The organism is Streptomyces sp. NPDC056296 (genome assembly GCF_042268605.1).
In the GTDB taxonomy this organism is placed as follows: domain Bacteria; phylum Actinomycetota; class Actinomycetes; order Streptomycetales; family Streptomycetaceae; genus Streptomyces.
The window spans coordinates 85,916-104,148 of record NZ_JBHJRX010000033.1; the positions used below are offsets into that span (position 1 = coordinate 85,916).

The following is an 18,233-nucleotide window of genomic DNA, read 5'->3' on the forward strand; positions in this document are numbered from 1 at the left end:
ACGGTACCGTTCCTCTTTCCACCGGGAGTGGCAGTGAGAGTTGCCGAGTACGTGAATTTCGACGCGGTCGGGCTCGCGGAGCTCGTGGCCAAAGGCGAGGTGACCCCCGCCGAACTGACAGCGGCCGCACTCGAGGCGGCGCAAGCGGTCAACGGCCGGATCAACGCCATCGTGGAGACATGGCCGGCCGACAACGAGCCCCGACCGGGCGGTTCACCGCTGGCCGGAGTGCCCTTCCTGATCAAGGACATCGGAGTGTCCATGGCCGGGAGGCGAATGGAGCTGGGCAGCCGTCTCGCGGCCGGCAACATCGCCCGCACCGACTCCTCCCTGATGCTGCGCTTCCGTCACGCCGGCCTCGTGACGTTCGGGCGTACCGCGACTCCGGAGTTGGCCTACAGCATCACGACGGAACCGGAGCTGTACGGTCCGACCCGCAATCCGTGGAGCCCGGAGCGGAGTGCGGGCGGATCCAGCGGGGGCTCGGGCGCGGCTGTCGCTGCCGGGGTGGTCCCGATCGCACACGCCACCGACGCGGCCGGCTCGCTCCGCATACCCGCCGCCTACAACGGCCTCTTCGGGTTGAAGCCCACCCGGGGCCGGGTCTCGATGGGCCCCGACGCCGACGAGGTCTTCAACGGCCTCGCCGTGCACGGCGGCGTCAGCCGTACCGTGCGCGACAGTGCGGCACTGCTGGACCAGATCCGCGGCCCCGAACCGGGTGATCCCTACTTCGCCCAGCAGCCGTCCCGGCCCTACGCGGAGGAAGTCACCCGCGACCCGGGCTCGCTGCGGATCGGTGTCCTCGCCCAGGCATGGGGTGGACGCCGCACCACCACACCGGTGGCCGACGCTCTCGCTCGCACCGTGCGTCTGCTGGAATCCCTCGGCCACCGGGTGGAAGAGGTCGAGGTCGACCTCGGAGCCGGCTGGGAGGAGTTCGTCCTGGCCAACGCCCGTCTGCTGGCGGCGAATCTCGCGGCCTCGGTCGACGGACTGGTTGCCGCCTTCGGCCGGCCCATCGACTCCTCGACCCTCGAGCCGGTCACTCTTGCCGGCTACCACTACGGACAGCGGATCAGTGGCGCCCAGTTCGTCACCGCTCTCACGATCCGGAACCGGGTCGCTCGAAGCCTGGCACGATACTTCGCCACGCACGACATACTGCTCACCCCGACCCTGCCGGAGCTTCCCGTGCCCTTGGGCACCTATGCCGAGGGCGCGGAAGCCCTGGACGGCCTCGGCTGGATCAACCGCCTCAACGACCGCTCGCCGTTCACCATGCCGTTCAATGTGGCGGGCACGCCCGCCATGTCCGTGCCGGTGACGGCCGACGCCGAGACCGGACTCCCGATCGGCATGCAGTTCGCCGCCGGTTACGGGCTCGAAGGCCGCCTCTTCCGCCTCGCCGGACAACTCGAACGGGCAGACCCGTGGTCGGGCCGAACCCCCACCGTGTGGGCGGGGGACCACACGGGCCGCTGAGGAGCAGCACTCCTGAAGCCCCCGTGGAGAGTGCTCCCGCAGCCTTCGCGGCACAGGCCGACGTCCGGCCCTGACCGGCCGACGGCTCGGGGTCGGCGCCTCGGCCTCCATGGACAGTCGCCGACCCGCTGTGATGTGATCCCTCCGGCGGAACGGCCCTGCTTGGCGTGGTCACCGGGCGACCCCCAGGTACACCGCGCGAGGACGGCCGACCCCCACGTGATGTCCTCCGCCGCCCGATCCGCCCATGGGCCCCGCGTCGCCACGGCGAGCGTCCGGGCCCGTCCCCCCAGGCTCGAAAGTTCCGTACACATGCAGAAGACCAAGGCCGCACTCTGGGAATTCCTCCAGGGACTCGGCAAGACGTTCATGCTGCCGGTGGCCCTGCTCGCGTTCTGCGGGATCATGCTGGGCATCGGCTCCTCGCTCTCCAGCGAGGCCGTCACTGACAACGTTGCCTTCCTGAAGGGCGAGGGCTGGCACCTCGTCTTCACATGGATGGCCAACACGGGGCTGGTCGCCTTCACGTTCCTGCCCGTCCTCTTCGCGATGGCGATCCCGCTGGGGCTGGCCCGCGAGGACAAGGGGGTGGCCGCCTTCTCGGGTTTCGTCGGCTTCGCCGCCATGAACCTCGCGGTGAACTTCTACCTCACCGCCAAGGGTGTCGACTTCGAGGACGAGAAGGCGATCAAGCACTACGGCATAGCCGACGTGCTGGGTGTGCAGTCCATCGACACGGGCCTCCTCGGCGCCGTGGCCGTTGGCATCGTTGTCAGCCTTCTCCACCGGCGCTTTCGTACCCAACGGATGCCTGACGCGCTGGCCTTCTTCGGGGGGCTCCGCTTCGTCCCGATCATCTCGGCCCTTGTCCTCAGCGTGCTCGGCCTGCTCATCCCGCTGGTCTGGCCGACCTTCAACGGCTGGATCACCGCCGTGGGCCGCGGCATCGGGCACACCGGTGTGTTCGGGCCGTTCTTCTTCGGCATGGGAGAGGTACTGCTGCGGCCCATCGGGTTGCACCACATCCTCGTGGCGATGTTCCGCTTCACTGACGTCGGTGGTTCCGGAACCGTGTGCGGCGACCAGATCTCCGGCGCCCTGAACATGTTCTACGCCCAACTGGACTGCTCGGCCGCCCCCAACACCGCGGTCACCGATGCCACGCACTTCCTCTCCCAGGGCAAGATGGCGTCCTACCTGGGCGGCCTCCCGGGCGCCGCGCTCGCGATGTACCACTGCGCGAACCGGCGAATGCGCCCGGAGATCAAGGCCCTGCTCGTGTCCGGCGTCGTGGCCTGTGTGGTGGGCGGCATCACGGAGCCGCTGGAGTTCCTGTTCCTCTTCGTCGCCCCGTGGCTCTACGCCATCCACGCGGTTCTCGTCGGACTCGGGTTCCTCACGGCGGCCGTGCTCGGCGTCTTCATCGGGAACACCGACGGCAATGTCATCGACTGGCTCGTCTTCGGAGTACTCCAGGGTTCGACGACCAAGTGGTATCTGGTGCCGTTGATCGCGGCGGTGTGGTTCACCGTGTACTACTTCCTGTTCCGCTGGGCGATCACCCGCTTCAACCTCAAGACCCCTGGTCGCGAGGAGGTCTCGGCACCGGAAGAGCCGGAAGAGAAGGCGCAGGGCCAGGAAGAACAGGCAGAGAAGGACGCCGCCCCGGACAAGGCGGCGGAGCCCCGGCGTGAGCTGATCGCGGGGAAGTACGACGCCGTCGCCATTCTCGACGCGATCGGCGGCGCCGACAACATCCGGTCCCTGGACAACTGCATCACGCGCCTGCGCATGACGGTCCAGGACGCCGAACAGGTCGACGAGGCACGGCTGAAGAGGCTGGGGGCCGTCGGGGTCATCAAGCTCGACGGCCACAACGTCCAGGTCGTCATCGGCCCGCAGGTCCAGTCGGTGAAGGACGCCATCGCCACGATGATCCCGGTGGGCTGACCATGACGCTCTACGACTTCGACACCCCGGTGGACCGGCACGGCACCTGGTGCACGCAGTGGGACTACGTCCAGGACCGCTTCGGCGTGCCGGATCTGCTGCCTTTCACGATCTCCGACATGGACTTCGAGACCGCCCCGGAGATCATGGCGGCGCTCCGCGGACGCCTGGAGCACGGGGTCCTCGGCTACTCGCGCTGGCGCCAGGCCGACTTCCTCTCCGCGATCGTCCACTGGTACGCGTCGCGGCACGCCACGGACGTGGATCCCGAGTCGGTCGTCTACGCGCCCTCCGTCGTCTACCAGGTCTCGCAGTTGCTGCGCCTGTGGTCGCGACCCGGTGACGGCGTTGTCGCCCACACGCCCATGTACGACGCGTTCCCGAAGACGGTGGCGGCCCACGGACGTCGGCTCCTGAGGTGCCCGCTGCACGACTGGGTGGAGTTCGAGCGGCTCCTGGCGCTCCCCGACACGGCCGTGCTGCTGCTGTGCTCGCCGCACAATCCCACGGGCAGGGTGTGGTCCGCGGACGAGCTGGACCGGATGGCCCGGCTGTGCGCACGGTACGACGTGGCGGTCATCAGCGACGAGATCCACTCCGACCTGGCGTACGGCCCGCACGTCCACCGCCCCTGGGCCCGGCACGGCGGCGACGACCGCTGGGCTGTGCTCACCTCGGCTTCCAAGTCGTTCAACATCCCTGCTCTGACCGGCAGTTACGGGATCATCGGCGATCCCGCGACACGTGATGCCTACCTGCGGCAGCTCAAGGACGCGGACGGTCTCTCCTCCCCCGCGGTGCTGTCGCTGGTCGGCCACATCGCCGCGTACCGCAAGGGAGCGCCCTGGCTGGACGCCTTGCGCACGTACCTCGCGGACAATCTCGCGATGGTCGCCGACCGTCTTCACGACGCGTTTCCGCAACTCGACTGGGAACCCCCACAGGCCGGGTACCTGGCCTGGATCGATCTGCGGCCCCTCGGCGTCGACGACGACGCGCTTCAGCACGAACTCGTCGAGGTGGAGAAGGTGGCCATCATGCCGGGGGCCACGTACGGCTGCCCCGGGCGGGTGCGGGTCAACGTCGGGTGCCCCCGGTCCAAGGCGGAGGCGGGTGTCGAGGCCCTGGTGCGGGCGCTGCGCCGGATCCGTGGGGCGGAGGGGGGTGCCACGAACTCATCGAGCGCCGCCGATGCAGTCGCGCACCAGGCTGCCCGCCCCTCCCGCCCCTCCCGCCGATCCGAGGCGTAACGTCCGGCCGCATGGAACCACTGCCTCACCCACAGCCCGCTCCCGGCACCGCCCGACGCCGCGCCCGTGACCTCGGCATCATCATCGGCCCCGCCGCCACCGGGCCTTTCAACGCGATCACCGACGTGCCGGGGGTCCGCGTCGGGCACACCACCGTTCGCCGCCCGCCAGACGTGCACAGCGGAGTCACAGCCGTCGTGCCCGACCTCGTCAGCCCGCACGCCCCCGTGCCGGCCGGGGTGTTCACCGGCAACGGCTACGGCAAACTCATCGGCACCACCCAGCTCTCCGAACTGGGCACGCTGGAGACCCCGGTCCTGCTCACCTCCACCCTGTCGGCCTTCCGCGTCGCCGACGCCCTCGTCGGCTGGATGCTCCAGCGGCCCGAATGCGAAGGGGTGCAGAGCCTCAACCCCGTGGTGGGCGAGTGCAACGACGGCCTCCTGTCCGACATTCGCGCCCGGCCCGTCCACGAGGAGCACGTTCGGGCGGCCCTCGACGAGGCGTCCGGCGGGCCGGTGGCCGAGGGCTGCGTCGGCGCGGGGACCGGCACCGTCGCACTGGGGTTCAAGGCCGGTATCGGAACCGCCTCGCGTACCCCGGAGCTGGCCGGCGGCGGCTGCACGGTCGGCGTCCTGGTGCAGGCGAACTTCGGCGGCACGCTGCGGGTGCTCGGCCGCACCCTCACCCCGCGGTCCGTGGGCGTCGGGGCCGGAGCCCCTATCCCGGCGGACACCGGCTCGTGCATGATCGTGGTGGCCACGGACGCCCCGCTCGACGCCCGGCAACTCACTCGCGTCGCACGGCGTGCGGTGTTCGCCCTGGCCCGCACCGGCGCGGCCTACTGCCACGGCAGCGGCGACTACGCCATCGCGTTCAGTACGCGACCGGACGGCGCCCCGGTGGCGGACGCCGGACTCGGCCCGCTGTTCGAAGCCGTCCTCGACGCGGTCGAGGAAGCGGTGCTCAACTCCTTGCTCGCGGCGACCACGACCACCGGCTTCGGCGGTCGGACCGTACCCGCGCTTCCGGCAGACCCGCTGCTCGCCGCCGCCGACTGAACACTCGAGAAAGACAGGGAAGACGACCACGCGGATTCACCACGTCGACCACGAACTCGTCGAGGCGGCGGCCCACGTCGCGCGTACTCGCTGCCGGGGCGACAACCACACCATGGCGGCCGCGGCCCGCGCCCGGGACGGTCGGATCGTCACCACGGTGAACGCCTACCACTTCACCGGCGGCCCGTGCGCCGAACTGGTTGTCATCAGAGCCGCCGCCGGTCAGGGCGCCTACGAGCCGGCCACGATCGTCGCCGTCGGAGACCGCGACCGGGGGGTGGTTCCGCCCTGCGGCCGGTGCCGGCAGGTTCTTCTCGACTACTTCCCCGTAGTGCGTGCCGCGCAACGCGAGCCTCCACCCCGGTCGGTGACGGGGGTGGCTGAGTGGTCGGAGGCGGCGCTAGCCCCGGGCCCGGATCATCGACAGAAGCAGCCCGTGCGTCTCGGCGTCCGCGGCCGCCACGAGTCCGCGGCCCGCCCGCCCGACCGGGGCGCCGTCGACTCCGGTGACGACGCAGCCGGCGGCCTGGCACAGAGCGATGCCGGCGGCGAAGTGCACGCTGACGGCCAGGTCGCCGCCGTCGGTGACATATGCGGCGCGCTTTCCGGCCGCGACCCAGGCCAGAGCCAGCGTCGTGGACACGACGCGCGGCCGGAACCGCTCGACGAACCCGGGGTGAGCGAGCAGGTCCACTGCCCGGAAGCCAGGCGCACTCGGGAAGGGCGGATCCAGGTTGACGTCGACCAATCGGGTGGCCGCCGTGGGTGACAGCACCGCGTCCTCCCCGTCGCGTCGAATCCGAGCGGTGTCACCGTCGGTGAAGTAGACCTCGCCGCTGAACGGATCGGCCACCGCCGCCGGACCGTTGCGCAGGGCCACGTTGACGGCCACCAGCGGGTTGCCGGCCGCGTAGTTGAGGGTGCCGCACAAGGGATCCACCAACCACTGCCGCACCGCGTCGGCATGCCCCCGCTGCCCGCCCTCCTCGCCGAGCACCGCGTCGCCGGGCCGAGCCGCACGGATGACCCGGAGGATCGCCTCCTCGGCCGCCACATCGGCGTCGGTGGCGAAGTCCCCGGCACCCTTGTCGAGGCGCGTCAGCCGCTGCCCGTACCTGGCGAGCACGACGTCCGCGCCGGCACACGCGGCGGCTGTCGCGACATCGACGTCGTCAAGGATCGCAGGTGACTTGATCACGACGTGCAGAGTACCGGACGGCACAATGTGTATCCTCCACATGATATGCACCATGCGCGACGAGGGGCGGCGACCGGGACATGAGCGAGCAAGAGCGCCGGCTCAGTGATCTGGAACGGGAACTGACGCTGCTGTCCCGGCACTTCGTCGCTTCGCGAGGGCCCCGCATCGGTCAGAGCCTGGATCGCTCGGCCTACGTTCTGCTGACGCGACTGGAAAGCGGTGAACCACCCACGCTCAAGGAACTGGCGCACACCTTCCAGGTGGACGTCTCCACCATCAACCGCCAGGTCAGCGCCATGCTCCGCAACGGTCTCGTAGAGCGCATCCCCGACCCGGACGGCGGGATGGCACGCAAGTTCCGGCCCACCGTACTCGGCCTGGAACGCCTGGAAGCGGACCGGGCCATCAGCCGCGCGGGTACCTCACGGCTCATCGAGGCGTCCGGATGGGCGGGCGAACAGACCCAGCGGTTCCTCGATCTGCTGATCGAACTCAATCAGGGCATCGAGCATCTGGAGGGACTCGCGTGGTCCCGTACAAGCGGCGGTACCCTGCCCTCCTCCACCGACGTGTAACCCCGGAACCGTGTCGCGGCCGTTCGCCCGGAACGGCATCGCCGGGTGTGCCGGTAATGAGCAGGTGGCGTTGGGCTGCGACGAGTCGTCCACGCACCCGACAGTCGCCGGCCTCGGCTCAACCACGGATCGGTCCGGCTCGGTTCCACACGCCCCGACCGGCACGACCAGGCTCGGACACGTCGCATCGCGGATCCGGCGGCGGGTTCCGTTAGCAACCGCATCGCCTGTCCCGGAAACGCTGCCGTGCCACACCCTTGACACGGTCACGCCGAGCGCTTGTATGGTCTAGTCCAACAGAACTCGCCGCTCCGTTTGCGGAGTTGACCCCTGCCAGGGCTCATACTCCTCCGCCACTGCGGTGAGTGCGCGTCACCTTCCGCCTCCTGGCCCCACCCACGAGAGGCCGGACTCGGCGTGCGCGGTCACCCCACATATGACTGCGCGTTGCCGTGGAGCGGCCTGATGTGAAGGAGTTCCACATGCACACCAACCGGAAGACCGCTGCGCTGATCGGCGCGGCCCTCGCCCCTGTCATCGCCGTCAGCCTCCCCGCCTCCTCGGCGAGCGCGCACGGCTACATCTCCGATCCGCCCAGCCGCCAGGCCCAGTGCGCCGCGGGCACGGTGTCCTGCGGGGACATCAAGTACGAGCCGCAGAGCGTCGAAGGCCCCAAGGGCCTGACCAGCTGCAGTGGCGGCAACAGTCGCTTCGCGGAGTTGGACGACGACAGCAAGGGCTGGGCCGTCACTCCGGTGCCGAAGAACGCGACGTTCTCGTGGAAACTCACCGCGCAGCACGCCACCAGCACGTGGGAGTACTACGCCGGCGGCCGGCGTATCGCGCTGTTCGACGACGGTGGCGCAAAGCCCGGCGCAGTGGTGAACCACCAGGTCGACTTCGGTGGCCTCAGCGGCCAGCAGAAGGTTCTCGCCGTGTGGAACGTCGCCGACACCGACAACGCGTTCTACGCCTGCATCGACGTCAACGTCGGCGGCTGACAGATCGACTGGAGGGGAGCCCGGAGCGACCGCCATCCCTCGTGGGTGCTCGCGGTCGCTTCCCTCCTCCTTCTCTCACACGCCGTACTCTCACCGAGCAGGAGTCGAACATCGTGCAGCCCCGCAAACTCGCACTGCTGGCCGCCACCGGCGCGGCCGCCGCCCTGTGCACCCTGACACTGGCCCCGACGGCCGTCGCCCAGAAGCCCGGCACGACCGGCACACCCGACGCACAGTCCGCCGCCGCCGAATTCGTCGTCAGCGAGGCCCAGTTCAACGAGATGTTCCCCAACCGGAACACCTTCTATACCTACAGTGGCCTCACCGCCGCACTCAGCGCCTACCCGGGGTTCACGAACACCGGCAGCGACACGGTGAAGAAGCAGGAGGCCGCCGCCTTCCTCGCCAACGTCAGCCACGAAACCGGCGGACTCGTGCACGTCGTCGAACAGAACACCGCCAACTACCCGCACTACTGCGACGCCACGCAGCCGTACGGCTGCCCGGCCGGCAACGACAAGTACTACGGACGCGGGCCCGTCCAGCTCAGCTGGAACTTCAACTACAAGGCTGCCGGGGACGCCCTCGGCATCGACCTGCTCAACAATCCCGACATGGTCCAGAACGACGCGTCCGTGGCCTGGAAGACGGGCCTGTGGTACTGGAACACCCAGACCGGTCCCGGCACCATGACACCCCACGACGCCATGGTCAACGGCGCCGGATTCGGGGAGACCATACGCGCCATCAACGGCAGCATCGAGTGCGACGGCGGCAACCCCGCACAGGTCCAGAGCCGGATCGACAACTACCAGCGCTTCTCGCAGCTGCTCGACGTCGAGCCCGGCAGCAATCTCAGCTGCTAGGCGGCCAGTGTGAGGCTCGCCTTCGAGGCGTTGCCGGTGGGTCGGCCGTGCACCGAGGGGCTCGCTGCCCTGCACGGGCGACCCAGCGGCACTTCCCGAGGGCCTGACCGGGAGTGGTGAGACGGGACCCGCCACAGGTCGCGGAGCAACGCGATCTCGTTCCCTGTGTTGGATGGACGAACTCGACGTCGGCCCCCACGAAGCGCGCGGGCACCCGAAGCCTCGCGCCACCTAGCCGACGAGGGCCTGTGTGATCTGCCGCGTGGTCTGCGCGGCGACCCTGGCGTTGACGGCGGCGTAGGAGGCGTACGCGTTCAGGCCCGTGGCCAGGGCCCATCCGCGCCCCCGGGTCCAGGTGGCGTCGTCCACGCCGAGCGCGGCGCGGAAGGCGGCTCGCGACGCCGCCGACATCAGAGTGAAGGCGATGGTCAGGTCGCGAGCCGGGTCGCCGATGCCGAACTCGCCGAAGTCGATGACCGCGCTGAGGCGGCCGTCGACGGTCAGCAGGTTGCCCGTGTGGAAGTCGCCGTGGAAGCAGACCGGAGGGCGGTCCCAGCCGGGGGCGCTGAGCGCCGCGTCCCACAGCTCGGTCATGGCCGCCGTGTCGAACACGTCGCCGACCTCCGCGATGGCGGCGCGCGTCGCCTCGTCCCGAGCGGCCAGCGGCCGGACGGTGAGGTCCTCGCCGGCGCCGAGGCCCGAGGCAGCCCCGGGGGCGAACCGTTGAAGTGCGGTCAGGAAGTCGGCCAGTTCGCGGGCGGCCTCTGACGAGTCGGCGAGGGTCTCGACCGTGGCCACCTCGCCGTCGAGCCAGCGGGTGACCGCCCACGGCCACGGATAGCCGAGATCGGGTTCTCCCACCGCGACCGGGACCGGGACGGCCAGCGGAAGGTGCGGGGCTAGTCGGGGCAGCCACTCGAGTTCCTTCCGGGCCTGCCCGATTGCGCCGGCATGGCGCGGCAGCCGGACGGTCAGCTCCTCGCCCAGCCGGTGGATCACATGGTCCGAGCCGGCTTGTTCGATCGGCTGGAGGGGCAGCTCCGCCCATTGCGGGAACTGCCGGTCGACCAGGCGCCCGACCAGGGAGGTGTCGATCGAGGGGCGGTCCGGAGTTCGCTCGGTAGCCAAAGACAGCTCCTGGGGTCGGGCCGCTGTGCGCGGCGGGCGGTCGGGGCCATCACAGTGCGTCGTGCGCTCGTCTGTCGACTGCTTTTCCGCACCGCGCGCCCGGATCACAGCCATCTTGCCGAGCCTCTCCAGGAGCCGTTGTCACATCCCTTGATGCGGTGTGCAGGGCATGCATAGGATCGTCGAGAAGGTGATTGAATCGTTTCAGTCTGTGTTTCAGTCTGCCGCTTCAACCAGACAACCAGGCCGTTTCAACCAGTCCGTTTCCAGACAGTCGGCGCGGTCCGGGCGCACGGTTCGTCCGAGCTCCGCCGGCACGGCGAGCAAAGGCGGATACACATGAGCGAAGGCACGACTGAGGGCTGGAACCGCAGGGTCTTTCTTCGCGGCACGGTGGCGACCGCGGGCGTCGGCATCACCGCGCTGTCCACCGGCGCCGCGGCCGCGGCCCCGATGCCGACCACGGCGACGACCGGCGACCGGCAGGAAAGGGAGTCCGGGCTCCGCGTCGTTCGCACCAGTGTCGAGTACGCCGAGAACCTGCTCGGCACGGACGTGGAACGCCCCCGCCTGTCATGGGAACTGGCAGCCCCCGGACGCGGTGTCAGGCAGGCCGCCTACCACATTCGGGTCACGAGGGAGTCCGATGGCCCGGGCCGGCGTACCCACACGGTGTGGGACTCGGGCAGAGTCACCTCGGACCGCAGCGTCGGCGTCCCCTACGGTGGACCCGCGCTGCTCCCCCGCACCCGCTACCACTGGCGGGTCCGCGTCTGGGACGCCGAGGGGCGCCGCTCCCGCTGGAGCGAGGCCCGCTGGTGGGAGACGACCCTCCCGGCCGACGGATGGCGGGCCGGCTGGATCGGCGCGGAGGAGCCACCCGAGCCGCCCTCCCTCGCCGGCGCCTCATGGATCTGGTCCCCCGGCGCGACCTCCTCGGACGCCCCGGAGGGCACCCGCTGGTTCCGCGCCACACTCACCCTGCCCGATGGGTCCGTGGTGAAGCGTGCCGTCGTGACCGCCACGGCCGACGACGACTTCACCCTCTACGCAGCAGGGCAGCAGGTGTTGCAGGCGCCGCAGCAGGCCGACGGCTGGCGCACCGGCCGCACCGCGGACGTCACGGAACTGACGCGCTCCGCCGGCGACGAGGTCCTGATCGCCGCCCTCGCCACCAACCGGCCGGGAGCGAGCGTGAATCCCGGTGGGCTGCTCGTCCGTTTCCTCGTCGAGACCGAGGACGGACGCACCCACGAACTCCACACCGGCAACGGCTGGCGCACCACCGACGACGCGCGAGAGGGCTGGGAGCGGCCCGGGTTCGACGACAGCGGCTGGGATCCGGCCGCCGTCCTGGCCCCGTACGGCCAGGGGCCCTGGGGCAGCGATGTCACCGTCGCCACCCCCGAACCGCCCGCCCCGCTGCTGCGCCGCTCCTTCACCGTACGCGGACGCGTCACGCGCGCACGCCTCCATATCAGCGGACTCGCCTACTACGAGGCGGAGATCAACGGCAGCCGTGTCGGTACACAGGTCCTCGACCCGGGCTTCACGGACTACGAGGAGACCGTGCTGTACGCCGTCCACGATGTGACAGACCTGCTGAAGCGCGGTGACAACGCCATCGGGGTCACCCTCGGACGCGGCTTCTACGGCATGACCACACCCAACGTCTGGAACTGGCACCGCGCTCCCTGGCACGGTGAGCCCCGGCTCCTCGCCCAGCTGGAGATCGACCATCCGGACGGAACCCGTACCACCATCGCCTCCGACGACAAGTGGCGCATCACCGAGGGACCGACCCTGTCCAACTCCCTGTACGCCGGCGAGACCTACGACGCCCGGCGGGCGCCCGGCGGCTGGAGCCGACCCGGGTTCGACGACTCGGGGTGGCGATCTGCCCGCGTGCGTGAGGCACCCAGCGGCGTTCTGCGTGCGCAGCCGCACGATCCGATCGAGGTCATCGACACGGTCCGCCCTGCCGCGATAACCGAACCACGCCCCGGCGTCCACCTCGTGGACATGGGCCGCACCATGGCCGGCTGGACCCGCCTCACCGTGCGCCGAGCCGCCGAGGGCGCGGTCGTCCGGCTCGTCCACGGCGAGAAACTGAAGGACGACGGCAGCGTGCACGCCGAGACGGGGCACGTCCCGGGCCGCTTCCAGACCGACGAGTACGTGAGCGCGGGGCGGGACGAGGAGGTCTGGGAACCCCGCTTCTCCTACAAGGGCTTCCGGTACGTCGAGGTCCACGGCCTGCCGACGCGTCCGGACCCGGAACAGGTGCTGGGACGCCTGGTCCACTCCCGGGTGGACGAGGTCAGCTCCTTCTCCTGTTCCGAGCCGTTCTACGAGTGGCTGGACAAGGCCATGCGCCGCACCGTGCTGAACAACCTGCACGGCATCCCCACCGACACCCCGATGTACGAGAAGAACGGCTGGACCGGCGACGCGCAGCTCGGCGCCCCCACCATGACGTACGCCTTCGGGATGCACCGCTTCTTCTCCAAGTGGCTCGGCGACCTCTCCGACAGCCAGACCGGCGAGGGGCAGCTCCCGGTGATCGTGCCGAGCGGGGGTTGGGGCTATGGCGATCTCGGGCCGTCCCCCGAGTGGACGACCGTCTATCCCTTCGTCGTCCGCGAGATGTACCGGGTGTACGGAGACGAGCGGGCGGCCCGCGAGCACTGGGAGACCCTCACCCGCTACCTGGACTGGGAGCTGGAGCGCCTGCGGGACGGCCTGGCCGTCACCGCGCTCGGCGACTACCTGGCTCCCGGATACGGCGGCAATCCGCCCGAGGACACCCGGCTGACCGCCACGGCCTACCTGTACCAGGCGCTGCTGCACACGGCGGAGCTCGGTGAGGAGCTCTCCGGCCTGCCCGGCGACAACGATGTCCCCCGTCGCTACCGGGCCGCCGCCGAGAGTCTGCGGAGCGCGTTCAACGCGGCGTTCCTCGGCCCGGAGGGTCATTACCGCACGGCCAAGGATCCCGGGTACCGGCAGACGTCCAACGCGATTCCGCTCGCGTTCGGCCTGGTGCCACCGGGTGCCAGGGCAACGGTGCTGGACAGCCTGGTGGCGGACATCGAGGAGCGCGGGGACCACCTGAACACGGGAGCCCTGGGCACGAGCGTGCTGCTGCGGGTGCTGTGCGCACACGGCCGCCCGGACGTCGCGCATGCCGTGGCCACCCAGCGCACCTACCCGGGCTGGGGCCACTGGCACGACAACGGCGCGGACACCATGTGGGAGATGTGGCCGCTGGACTCCCGCTCCCGCGACCACTACTTCCAGGGCACCGTCACCCAGTGGCTGTACGAGAACGTGGCCGGACTGCGGCCGGGCGACGCGGGATACCGCACCTTCAGCGTCCGCCCGGACGCCCGCACGGGCGTGGACTGGGCGCGCACCTCGATCCGCACCGTGCGCGGAGAAGCGGCCGTGGCATGGTCCCGGGTCTGCCGGCAGCTTCGACTGACGGTCCGGGTGCCGGTGGGGTCGGAGGCGGAGGTCCACGTCCCGGTGGCCGAGGGGGCGCACGCGGCCGACCCCGACGGCGCGGAGTTCCTGCGGGCGGTGCCCGGCTTCCGTATCCACCGAGTCGGCCACGGCACCTGGGAGTTCAGCGGCACCGCGTGACCCGGCGTCCGACGTTCGGCGTTCGGCGTTCGGCGTTCGGCGTTCGGCGTTCGGCGTTCGGCGTCCGCACATGACACGTGGGTGGGCCCAGGGTGGGCGGGTGCGTCCCGCCCTGGGCCGTGCCCCGCAGCCGTCGGCCACCGCCGCCCGGTCACGAGGCCGGCGCTCGGCCGTCGACGTACGTCGCCACCACCTCGATGTCCCCGATGCGTGAGGGGTCGACGCGCCGGGGGTCGTCGCCGAGCACGACGAGGTCGGCGCGCTTGCCCGGGGCGAGGCTGCCCAGGTCGTCCTCCCAGTGGCAGGCGAAGGCACCGGCGACCGTGTAGGAGCGCAGGGCCTCCTCGACGGTGATGCCCTCGTCGGGGCCGATCGTCCGGCCCGATCCGGAGGAGCGCTCGACCATGAACTGGACGGCCCGCAGCGGGGATCCGTCCGTGACGGGGCGGTCGGAGCTGCCCACCAGCGTGATCCCGTGGTCCAGGAACGCCCTGCCCCGGTAGAGCCACTCCGCCCGGGTCTCGCCCATGATCTCCGCGTAGTCGTCGCCGAAGTAGCGCAGGAAGTTGGGCTGTACGACCGCGCTGACGCCGAGCTGCGCGAAGCGCGGGAGCTGGTCGGGGCGGATCAGGCCGGCGTGCTCGATGCGGTGCCGGGCGCCGGGGCGCGGCAGGAGTCGCTGGGCCCGCTCCAGGGCGTCCAGGGCGACGTCGGCCGCGCGGTCGCCGATCGCGTGGACGGCGAGCTGCCACCCGGCGAGGTGGCCGTCCACGATCGTGTCCGCGAGCACGTCCGGGTCGTCCTGCAACTGGCCGGCGTGGTCCAGCCCTTCGTACGGGCTGGTGAGCGCGGCGGTCCGGGCCATCATGCCGCCGTCGGTGAAGACCTTCAGCGCGCCCACGGACAGCCGGTCGTCGCCGAACCCGGTGCGCAGGCCGAGGTCGAGGGCTCTGGGAATGCCGTCGGCTTCGTGGGCGGCGACGGGGTGCAGCCGGTCCGCGGACACCATGAGCTGCACGTGCAGCGGCAACAGGGACTTCTCACGGGCGAGTTGGTACGCGCCCAGCTCGACGGGGCTGTGACCCAGGAGAGTGCCGCCGATACCGGCTTCGGCGCAGGCGGTGACCCCCTCGGCCAGGCAGGTGCGGGCGGCCCGTCCGATCGCCTGGGTCAACTCCTCCTGGGAGTACGGCAGGCGCAGCGCGCGGGCCGCGCCCATGGCGCCCTCGGCGAGGAAGCCGTTGTCGTGCGGGATGTCGGTGGGCAGCAGGTCGAGAACGGCGGAGTTGACGATGCAGCCGTGCCCGGAGTCGTGCGTCACGTACAGCTTGTGTCCGTGGCTGACCTGGTCCAGGTCGGCGGCGGTCAGGTGGCGGTCCAGGGCCCGCTGGTCGTAGCCGGCGATGCTCACCCAGGCGCCGGGCGAGCCCTTCCGGGTGACGGCCTGTTCCACGACGGCGAGCACGTCGTCGATCCGCGTACGGCCCGCGATGCTCGGGGTGTTCTGTTTGAGCCCGGTCCAGGCCAGGTGGACGTGGGCGTCGATGAACCCGGGCAGCACGATGGCGCCCTGGAGGTCGACCACCTCACGCGCGGGCAGGGAGGTCACGGCCGCGTCCAGGCCGACGATCCGGCCCCGCCAGATACCCAGGTCGTGGGCGACGGGGTGGTCGGGGTCCATGGTGAGGAAGCGGGCGTTCGTCAGTCTGGTGCAGAGCATCGGGCGTCAGGCGTCCATGGACTCGACGAGGGAACGGGGGCGCAGGTCTTTCCAGTTGGCCTCGACGAACTCCAGGCAGGAGGCCCGGCTGTTCTCCTCGAAGGCGATCGTCCACCCTCCGGGCACCTCCGCGAAGGACGGCCAGAGCGAGTGCTGGCCCTCGTCGTTCACGAGGACGAGGAAACGGCCGTCGGCGTCGTCGAAGGGGTTGGTGCTCATCTGCGGTGCCTCCCGATGAATTAGGTTAGGCTCGCCTAATGGGAAATGAGCTTAGCCTTCTCACTTTCCGCTCCACAAGGAGACGTTGATGAGCCTGGTGACTTCCGGGGAAGACACCTTCGCCGCGTTCGGGCTGGCCGGCAGGCCCGGCTCCGAAGCGTTCTGGGCGAGTGCGGGGACACCCGCGTCGGTGGCCGACGGCGACGGTTGGGTGACCCTGTTCCTGCGGCGCGGGTCCGGGGCGGCGAGCATCGGGTTCGAGAGCTGGTCGGAGCCGGTTCCCCTGCGCCGGTGGGGCGACACCGACTGCTGGTACGCCGAGGTGCGGATGCCGGCGCGGCTGCGGGTCACGTACCAGTTCCTCGTCGGCGACGCGGCGTACGCCGACCCGTTCAACCCGGTCGGTGCGGGCGGTGACCGGTCCATCACCGCGACCCCGGACGCGCCGCCCCAGCCGCACTGGCCGGCGGTCGCCGCCACCGACGTACTGCCCCTCCCCCGCACCCGGCTGCGCTGGGCCGGGGGGCGGCTCGGCGGGCGGCGTACCGTGCGCGTGCACCCGGCGGGCGGCGGTGGGCCCGTGGTCCTGCTGCTCGACGGGGACGACTGGCTGTACCTGCACCCCGCGACGGCCGCGTTCGACTCGGCCGTCGCCAGTGGCGAGCTGCCGCCGGTCACACTCGTCTTCCTTCCGGTCAGGGACAGGGCGGGCGAGCTCGGGTGCCGGCCCGAACTGTGGGAGGCGGTCCGGGACGAGTTGCTGCCGCTGGTCGCGGAGTCCGGCGTACCCGCCGACCCTGACCGGCTGGTGGTCGCGGGGCAGAGCCTCGGCGGGCTGAGCGCGCTGTACGCGGCGCTGGAGTTCCCGGACCTGGTGTCCCGCGTCGCCTGCCAGTCGGCGTCGTTGTGGTGGACGCCCGACGCGCAGAATCTGGCGGACCCGTTGGGCGGTCCGGTCGGCGGTGCCGTCGCCGCGCGCCTGCGGGGGCGGCCCGACCTGTCAGGTCTGCGGGTCGCGTTCGACGTGGGGGAACACGAGACGCGGATGCTCGCCCACTGCGCCCTGGTGGAGACACTGACCGAACAGGCCGGTGCGACCGTGCGGGTCTCGCGGTCGGCGTCGCACCACGACCGGGCGGGCTGGCGGCACGCCCTGCTCCGCGATGTCGCCTGGGCTCTCGCCTAGGGGGCGTCGTTCGGATCACCGGGCCACTGCCTTGCAGTAGTCCTCGTCGGTCGCGAGGAGGTTGCGGTGCGTGTCCTCGGCGGTGATGACACCGTCGTCCAGGACCAGGACGCGGTCGGCGGCGTCCAGGAGGGCGGGGCTGCTGGTGAGCACGACGGTGGTGCGGCCCCGGCGCAGCTTCGCGACGTTGCGCGCGATGAGCTGCTCCGTGACCGCGTCGACGGCCGTCGTCGGGTCGCGCAGCACGAGGACGTCGGTGTCCGCGGCGAGGGCGCGGGCCAGGGACAGCCGTTGGCGCTGCCCGCCGGAGAGGTTCGCGCCGCGGTCGCGGACGGGATAGTCGAGCCCTTCGCGGTGCAGGGCGACGACGTCGGTCAGCATGGACGCCTCGACGGCCTCGGGGACCGTCCGGCTGGTGCCCGACGGGTCGATGTTCGTGCGGAGCGTGCCCGCGAAGATCTCCCCGTCGTACGGGTTCACCAGCATGTGCTCACGGACCGCCTCGGTCGACAGGTCCGCGAGGTCCCGGCCGCCGACCCGCACCGCTCCCTCGTACGCGTCGGGCGGGACGTGCAGGGCCAGGATCGAGGCGAGGTCGGCCGCCGCGCGCGGCTGGTAGGCGGCGACGGCCACGAACTCGCCGGCGGTCACCTGGAACCTCACCTTGCGCAGGGCTCCGTGGCGCACGCAGTCGACTTCGAGGTCCCGGCCCGCGGCCGGGCGCTCCGGCCCCGGGGTCGTCACCGGGGGCGCGGCCAGGACCAGCGCCATCCGCTCGGCCGAAGCTCGCGCGATCATCACGTACTTCGGCATCTCCGAGAACAGCTTGAGCGGTTCCATGATGAACTGCGCTAGTTGTACTGCCCAGCCAGGTTGGTCGAGTTTGTGCGACGACACGGTCTGAATCTGTAGGACGGCGAAGGCCTCCGGTTGTGGAGTGGAGCTG

General features: G+C 70.8%; 14 protein-coding genes and 1 pseudogene. 10 read left to right on the top strand and 5 right to left on the bottom strand.

Going from position 1 to position 18,233, the window contains the following annotated elements:
• Positions 1 to 33: 33 nt before the first annotated feature.
• The 5 genes and pseudogenes from ACFCZF_RS24185 to ACFCZF_RS24205 all read left to right on the top strand — a co-directional run.
• Positions 34 to 1,485 carry an amidase gene (locus ACFCZF_RS24185; protein ID WP_376673420.1) on the top strand — a complete coding sequence of 484 codons (1,452 nt, stop codon included), beginning with the start codon at positions 34 to 36 and terminating at the stop codon, positions 1,483 to 1,485.
• A gap of 312 nt (positions 1,486 to 1,797) precedes the next feature.
• Complete coding sequence (gene malX, locus ACFCZF_RS24190; RefSeq protein ID WP_376673421.1) at positions 1,798 to 3,435, top strand: maltose/glucose-specific PTS transporter subunit IIBC; 1,638 nt, start codon at positions 1,798 to 1,800, stop codon at positions 3,433 to 3,435.
• Positions 3,436 to 3,437: 2 nt separating this feature from the next.
• Positions 3,438 to 4,685: a MalY/PatB family protein gene (locus tag ACFCZF_RS24195; RefSeq protein WP_376673422.1), complete on the top strand. Its 1,248-nt coding sequence runs from the start codon at positions 3,438 to 3,440 to the stop codon at positions 4,683 to 4,685.
• A gap of 11 nt (positions 4,686 to 4,696) precedes the next feature.
• Positions 4,697 to 5,746 (top strand): P1 family peptidase, encoded by a 1,050-nt coding sequence (locus ACFCZF_RS24200; protein ID WP_376673423.1) that lies wholly within the window; start codon positions 4,697 to 4,699, stop codon positions 5,744 to 5,746.
• A gap of 34 nt (positions 5,747 to 5,780) precedes the next feature.
• A pseudogene (locus tag ACFCZF_RS24205) lies at positions 5,781 to 6,080 on the top strand (cytidine deaminase); the annotation flags it as partial.
• 66 nt (positions 6,081 to 6,146) lie between these two features.
• Here the strand turns inward: ACFCZF_RS24205 and ACFCZF_RS24210 are convergent.
• Complete coding sequence (locus tag ACFCZF_RS24210) at positions 6,147 to 6,944, bottom strand: inositol monophosphatase family protein (RefSeq protein ID WP_376673424.1); 798 nt, start codon at positions 6,942 to 6,944, stop codon at positions 6,147 to 6,149.
• An 80-nt stretch (positions 6,945 to 7,024) separates the two neighbouring features.
• On the opposite strand from ACFCZF_RS24210, the gene ACFCZF_RS24215 reads away from it, so the two are divergent.
• From ACFCZF_RS24215 to ACFCZF_RS24225, 3 genes are all read left to right on the top strand, one after another.
• The gene (locus ACFCZF_RS24215; RefSeq protein ID WP_376673425.1) at positions 7,025 to 7,522 is read left to right on the top strand and encodes a MarR family winged helix-turn-helix transcriptional regulator; all 498 of its coding nucleotides are present in this window, start codon (positions 7,025 to 7,027) and stop codon (positions 7,520 to 7,522) included.
• A gap of 482 nt (positions 7,523 to 8,004) precedes the next feature.
• Positions 8,005 to 8,523 (top strand): lytic polysaccharide monooxygenase auxiliary activity family 9 protein, encoded by a 519-nt coding sequence (locus tag ACFCZF_RS24220; RefSeq protein WP_376673426.1) that lies wholly within the window; start codon positions 8,005 to 8,007, stop codon positions 8,521 to 8,523.
• Between the two features lie 113 nt (positions 8,524 to 8,636).
• The gene (locus tag ACFCZF_RS24225) at positions 8,637 to 9,389 is read left to right on the top strand and encodes a chitinase (RefSeq protein WP_376673427.1); all 753 of its coding nucleotides are present in this window, start codon (positions 8,637 to 8,639) and stop codon (positions 9,387 to 9,389) included.
• Between the two features lie 231 nt (positions 9,390 to 9,620).
• Here ACFCZF_RS24225 and ACFCZF_RS24230 read toward each other — a convergent pair whose 3' ends face one another.
• Positions 9,621 to 10,517 (bottom strand): aminoglycoside phosphotransferase family protein, encoded by an 897-nt coding sequence (locus tag ACFCZF_RS24230; RefSeq protein WP_376673428.1) that lies wholly within the window; start codon positions 10,515 to 10,517, stop codon positions 9,621 to 9,623.
• A gap of 339 nt (positions 10,518 to 10,856) precedes the next feature.
• Here ACFCZF_RS24230 and ACFCZF_RS24235 point away from each other — a divergent pair, with 339 nt between their 5' ends.
• Positions 10,857 to 14,162, top strand: coding sequence for a family 78 glycoside hydrolase catalytic domain (locus ACFCZF_RS24235; RefSeq protein ID WP_376673429.1), 3,306 nt, complete (start codon positions 10,857 to 10,859; stop codon positions 14,160 to 14,162).
• A gap of 151 nt (positions 14,163 to 14,313) precedes the next feature.
• Here ACFCZF_RS24235 and ACFCZF_RS24240 read toward each other — a convergent pair whose 3' ends face one another.
• Both ACFCZF_RS24240 and ACFCZF_RS24245 read right to left on the bottom strand, forming a co-directional pair.
• Entirely contained in the window at positions 14,314 to 15,882 is a 1,569-nt protein-coding gene (locus ACFCZF_RS24240) for an amidohydrolase (RefSeq protein ID WP_376673430.1), read from the bottom strand.
• A 6-nt stretch (positions 15,883 to 15,888) separates the two neighbouring features.
• Complete coding sequence (locus ACFCZF_RS24245; protein ID WP_376673431.1) at positions 15,889 to 16,101, bottom strand: MbtH family protein; 213 nt, start codon at positions 16,099 to 16,101, stop codon at positions 15,889 to 15,891.
• Between the two features lie 88 nt (positions 16,102 to 16,189).
• Here ACFCZF_RS24245 and ACFCZF_RS24250 point away from each other — a divergent pair, with 88 nt between their 5' ends.
• Complete coding sequence (locus ACFCZF_RS24250; RefSeq protein ID WP_376673432.1) at positions 16,190 to 17,287, top strand: alpha/beta hydrolase-fold protein; 1,098 nt, start codon at positions 16,190 to 16,192, stop codon at positions 17,285 to 17,287.
• A 15-nt stretch (positions 17,288 to 17,302) separates the two neighbouring features.
• Here the strand turns inward: ACFCZF_RS24250 and ACFCZF_RS24255 are convergent.
• On the bottom strand, positions 17,303 to 18,233 hold a 931-nt coding region (locus tag ACFCZF_RS24255), incomplete at its 5' end, for an ATP-binding cassette domain-containing protein (RefSeq protein WP_376673433.1).

What these genes read in the sequence shown, in the direction of transcription:
- malX (WP_376673421.1), top strand. Translation starts at nt 1,798, where the DNA reads ATGCAGAAGACCAAGGCCGCACTCTGGGAATTCCTCCAGGGACTCGGC.
- ACFCZF_RS24195 (WP_376673422.1), top strand. Translation starts at nt 3,438, where the DNA reads ATGACGCTCTACGACTTCGACACCCCGGTGGACCGGCACGGCACCTGG.
- ACFCZF_RS24200 (WP_376673423.1), top strand. Translation starts at nt 4,697, where the DNA reads ATGGAACCACTGCCTCACCCACAGCCCGCTCCCGGCACCGCCCGACGC.
- ACFCZF_RS24215 (WP_376673425.1), top strand. Translation starts at nt 7,025, where the DNA reads ATGAGCGAGCAAGAGCGCCGGCTCAGTGATCTGGAACGGGAACTGACG.
- ACFCZF_RS24220 (WP_376673426.1), top strand. Translation starts at nt 8,005, where the DNA reads ATGCACACCAACCGGAAGACCGCTGCGCTGATCGGCGCGGCCCTCGCC.
- ACFCZF_RS24235 (WP_376673429.1), top strand. Translation starts at nt 10,857, where the DNA reads ATGAGCGAAGGCACGACTGAGGGCTGGAACCGCAGGGTCTTTCTTCGC.
- ACFCZF_RS24240 (WP_376673430.1), bottom strand. Translation starts at nt 15,882, where the DNA reads ATGCTCTGCACCAGACTGACGAACGCCCGCTTCCTCACCATGGACCCC.
- ACFCZF_RS24245 (WP_376673431.1), bottom strand. Translation starts at nt 16,101, where the DNA reads ATGAGCACCAACCCCTTCGACGACGCCGACGGCCGTTTCCTCGTCCTC.
- ACFCZF_RS24250 (WP_376673432.1), top strand. Translation starts at nt 16,190, where the DNA reads ATGAGCCTGGTGACTTCCGGGGAAGACACCTTCGCCGCGTTCGGGCTG.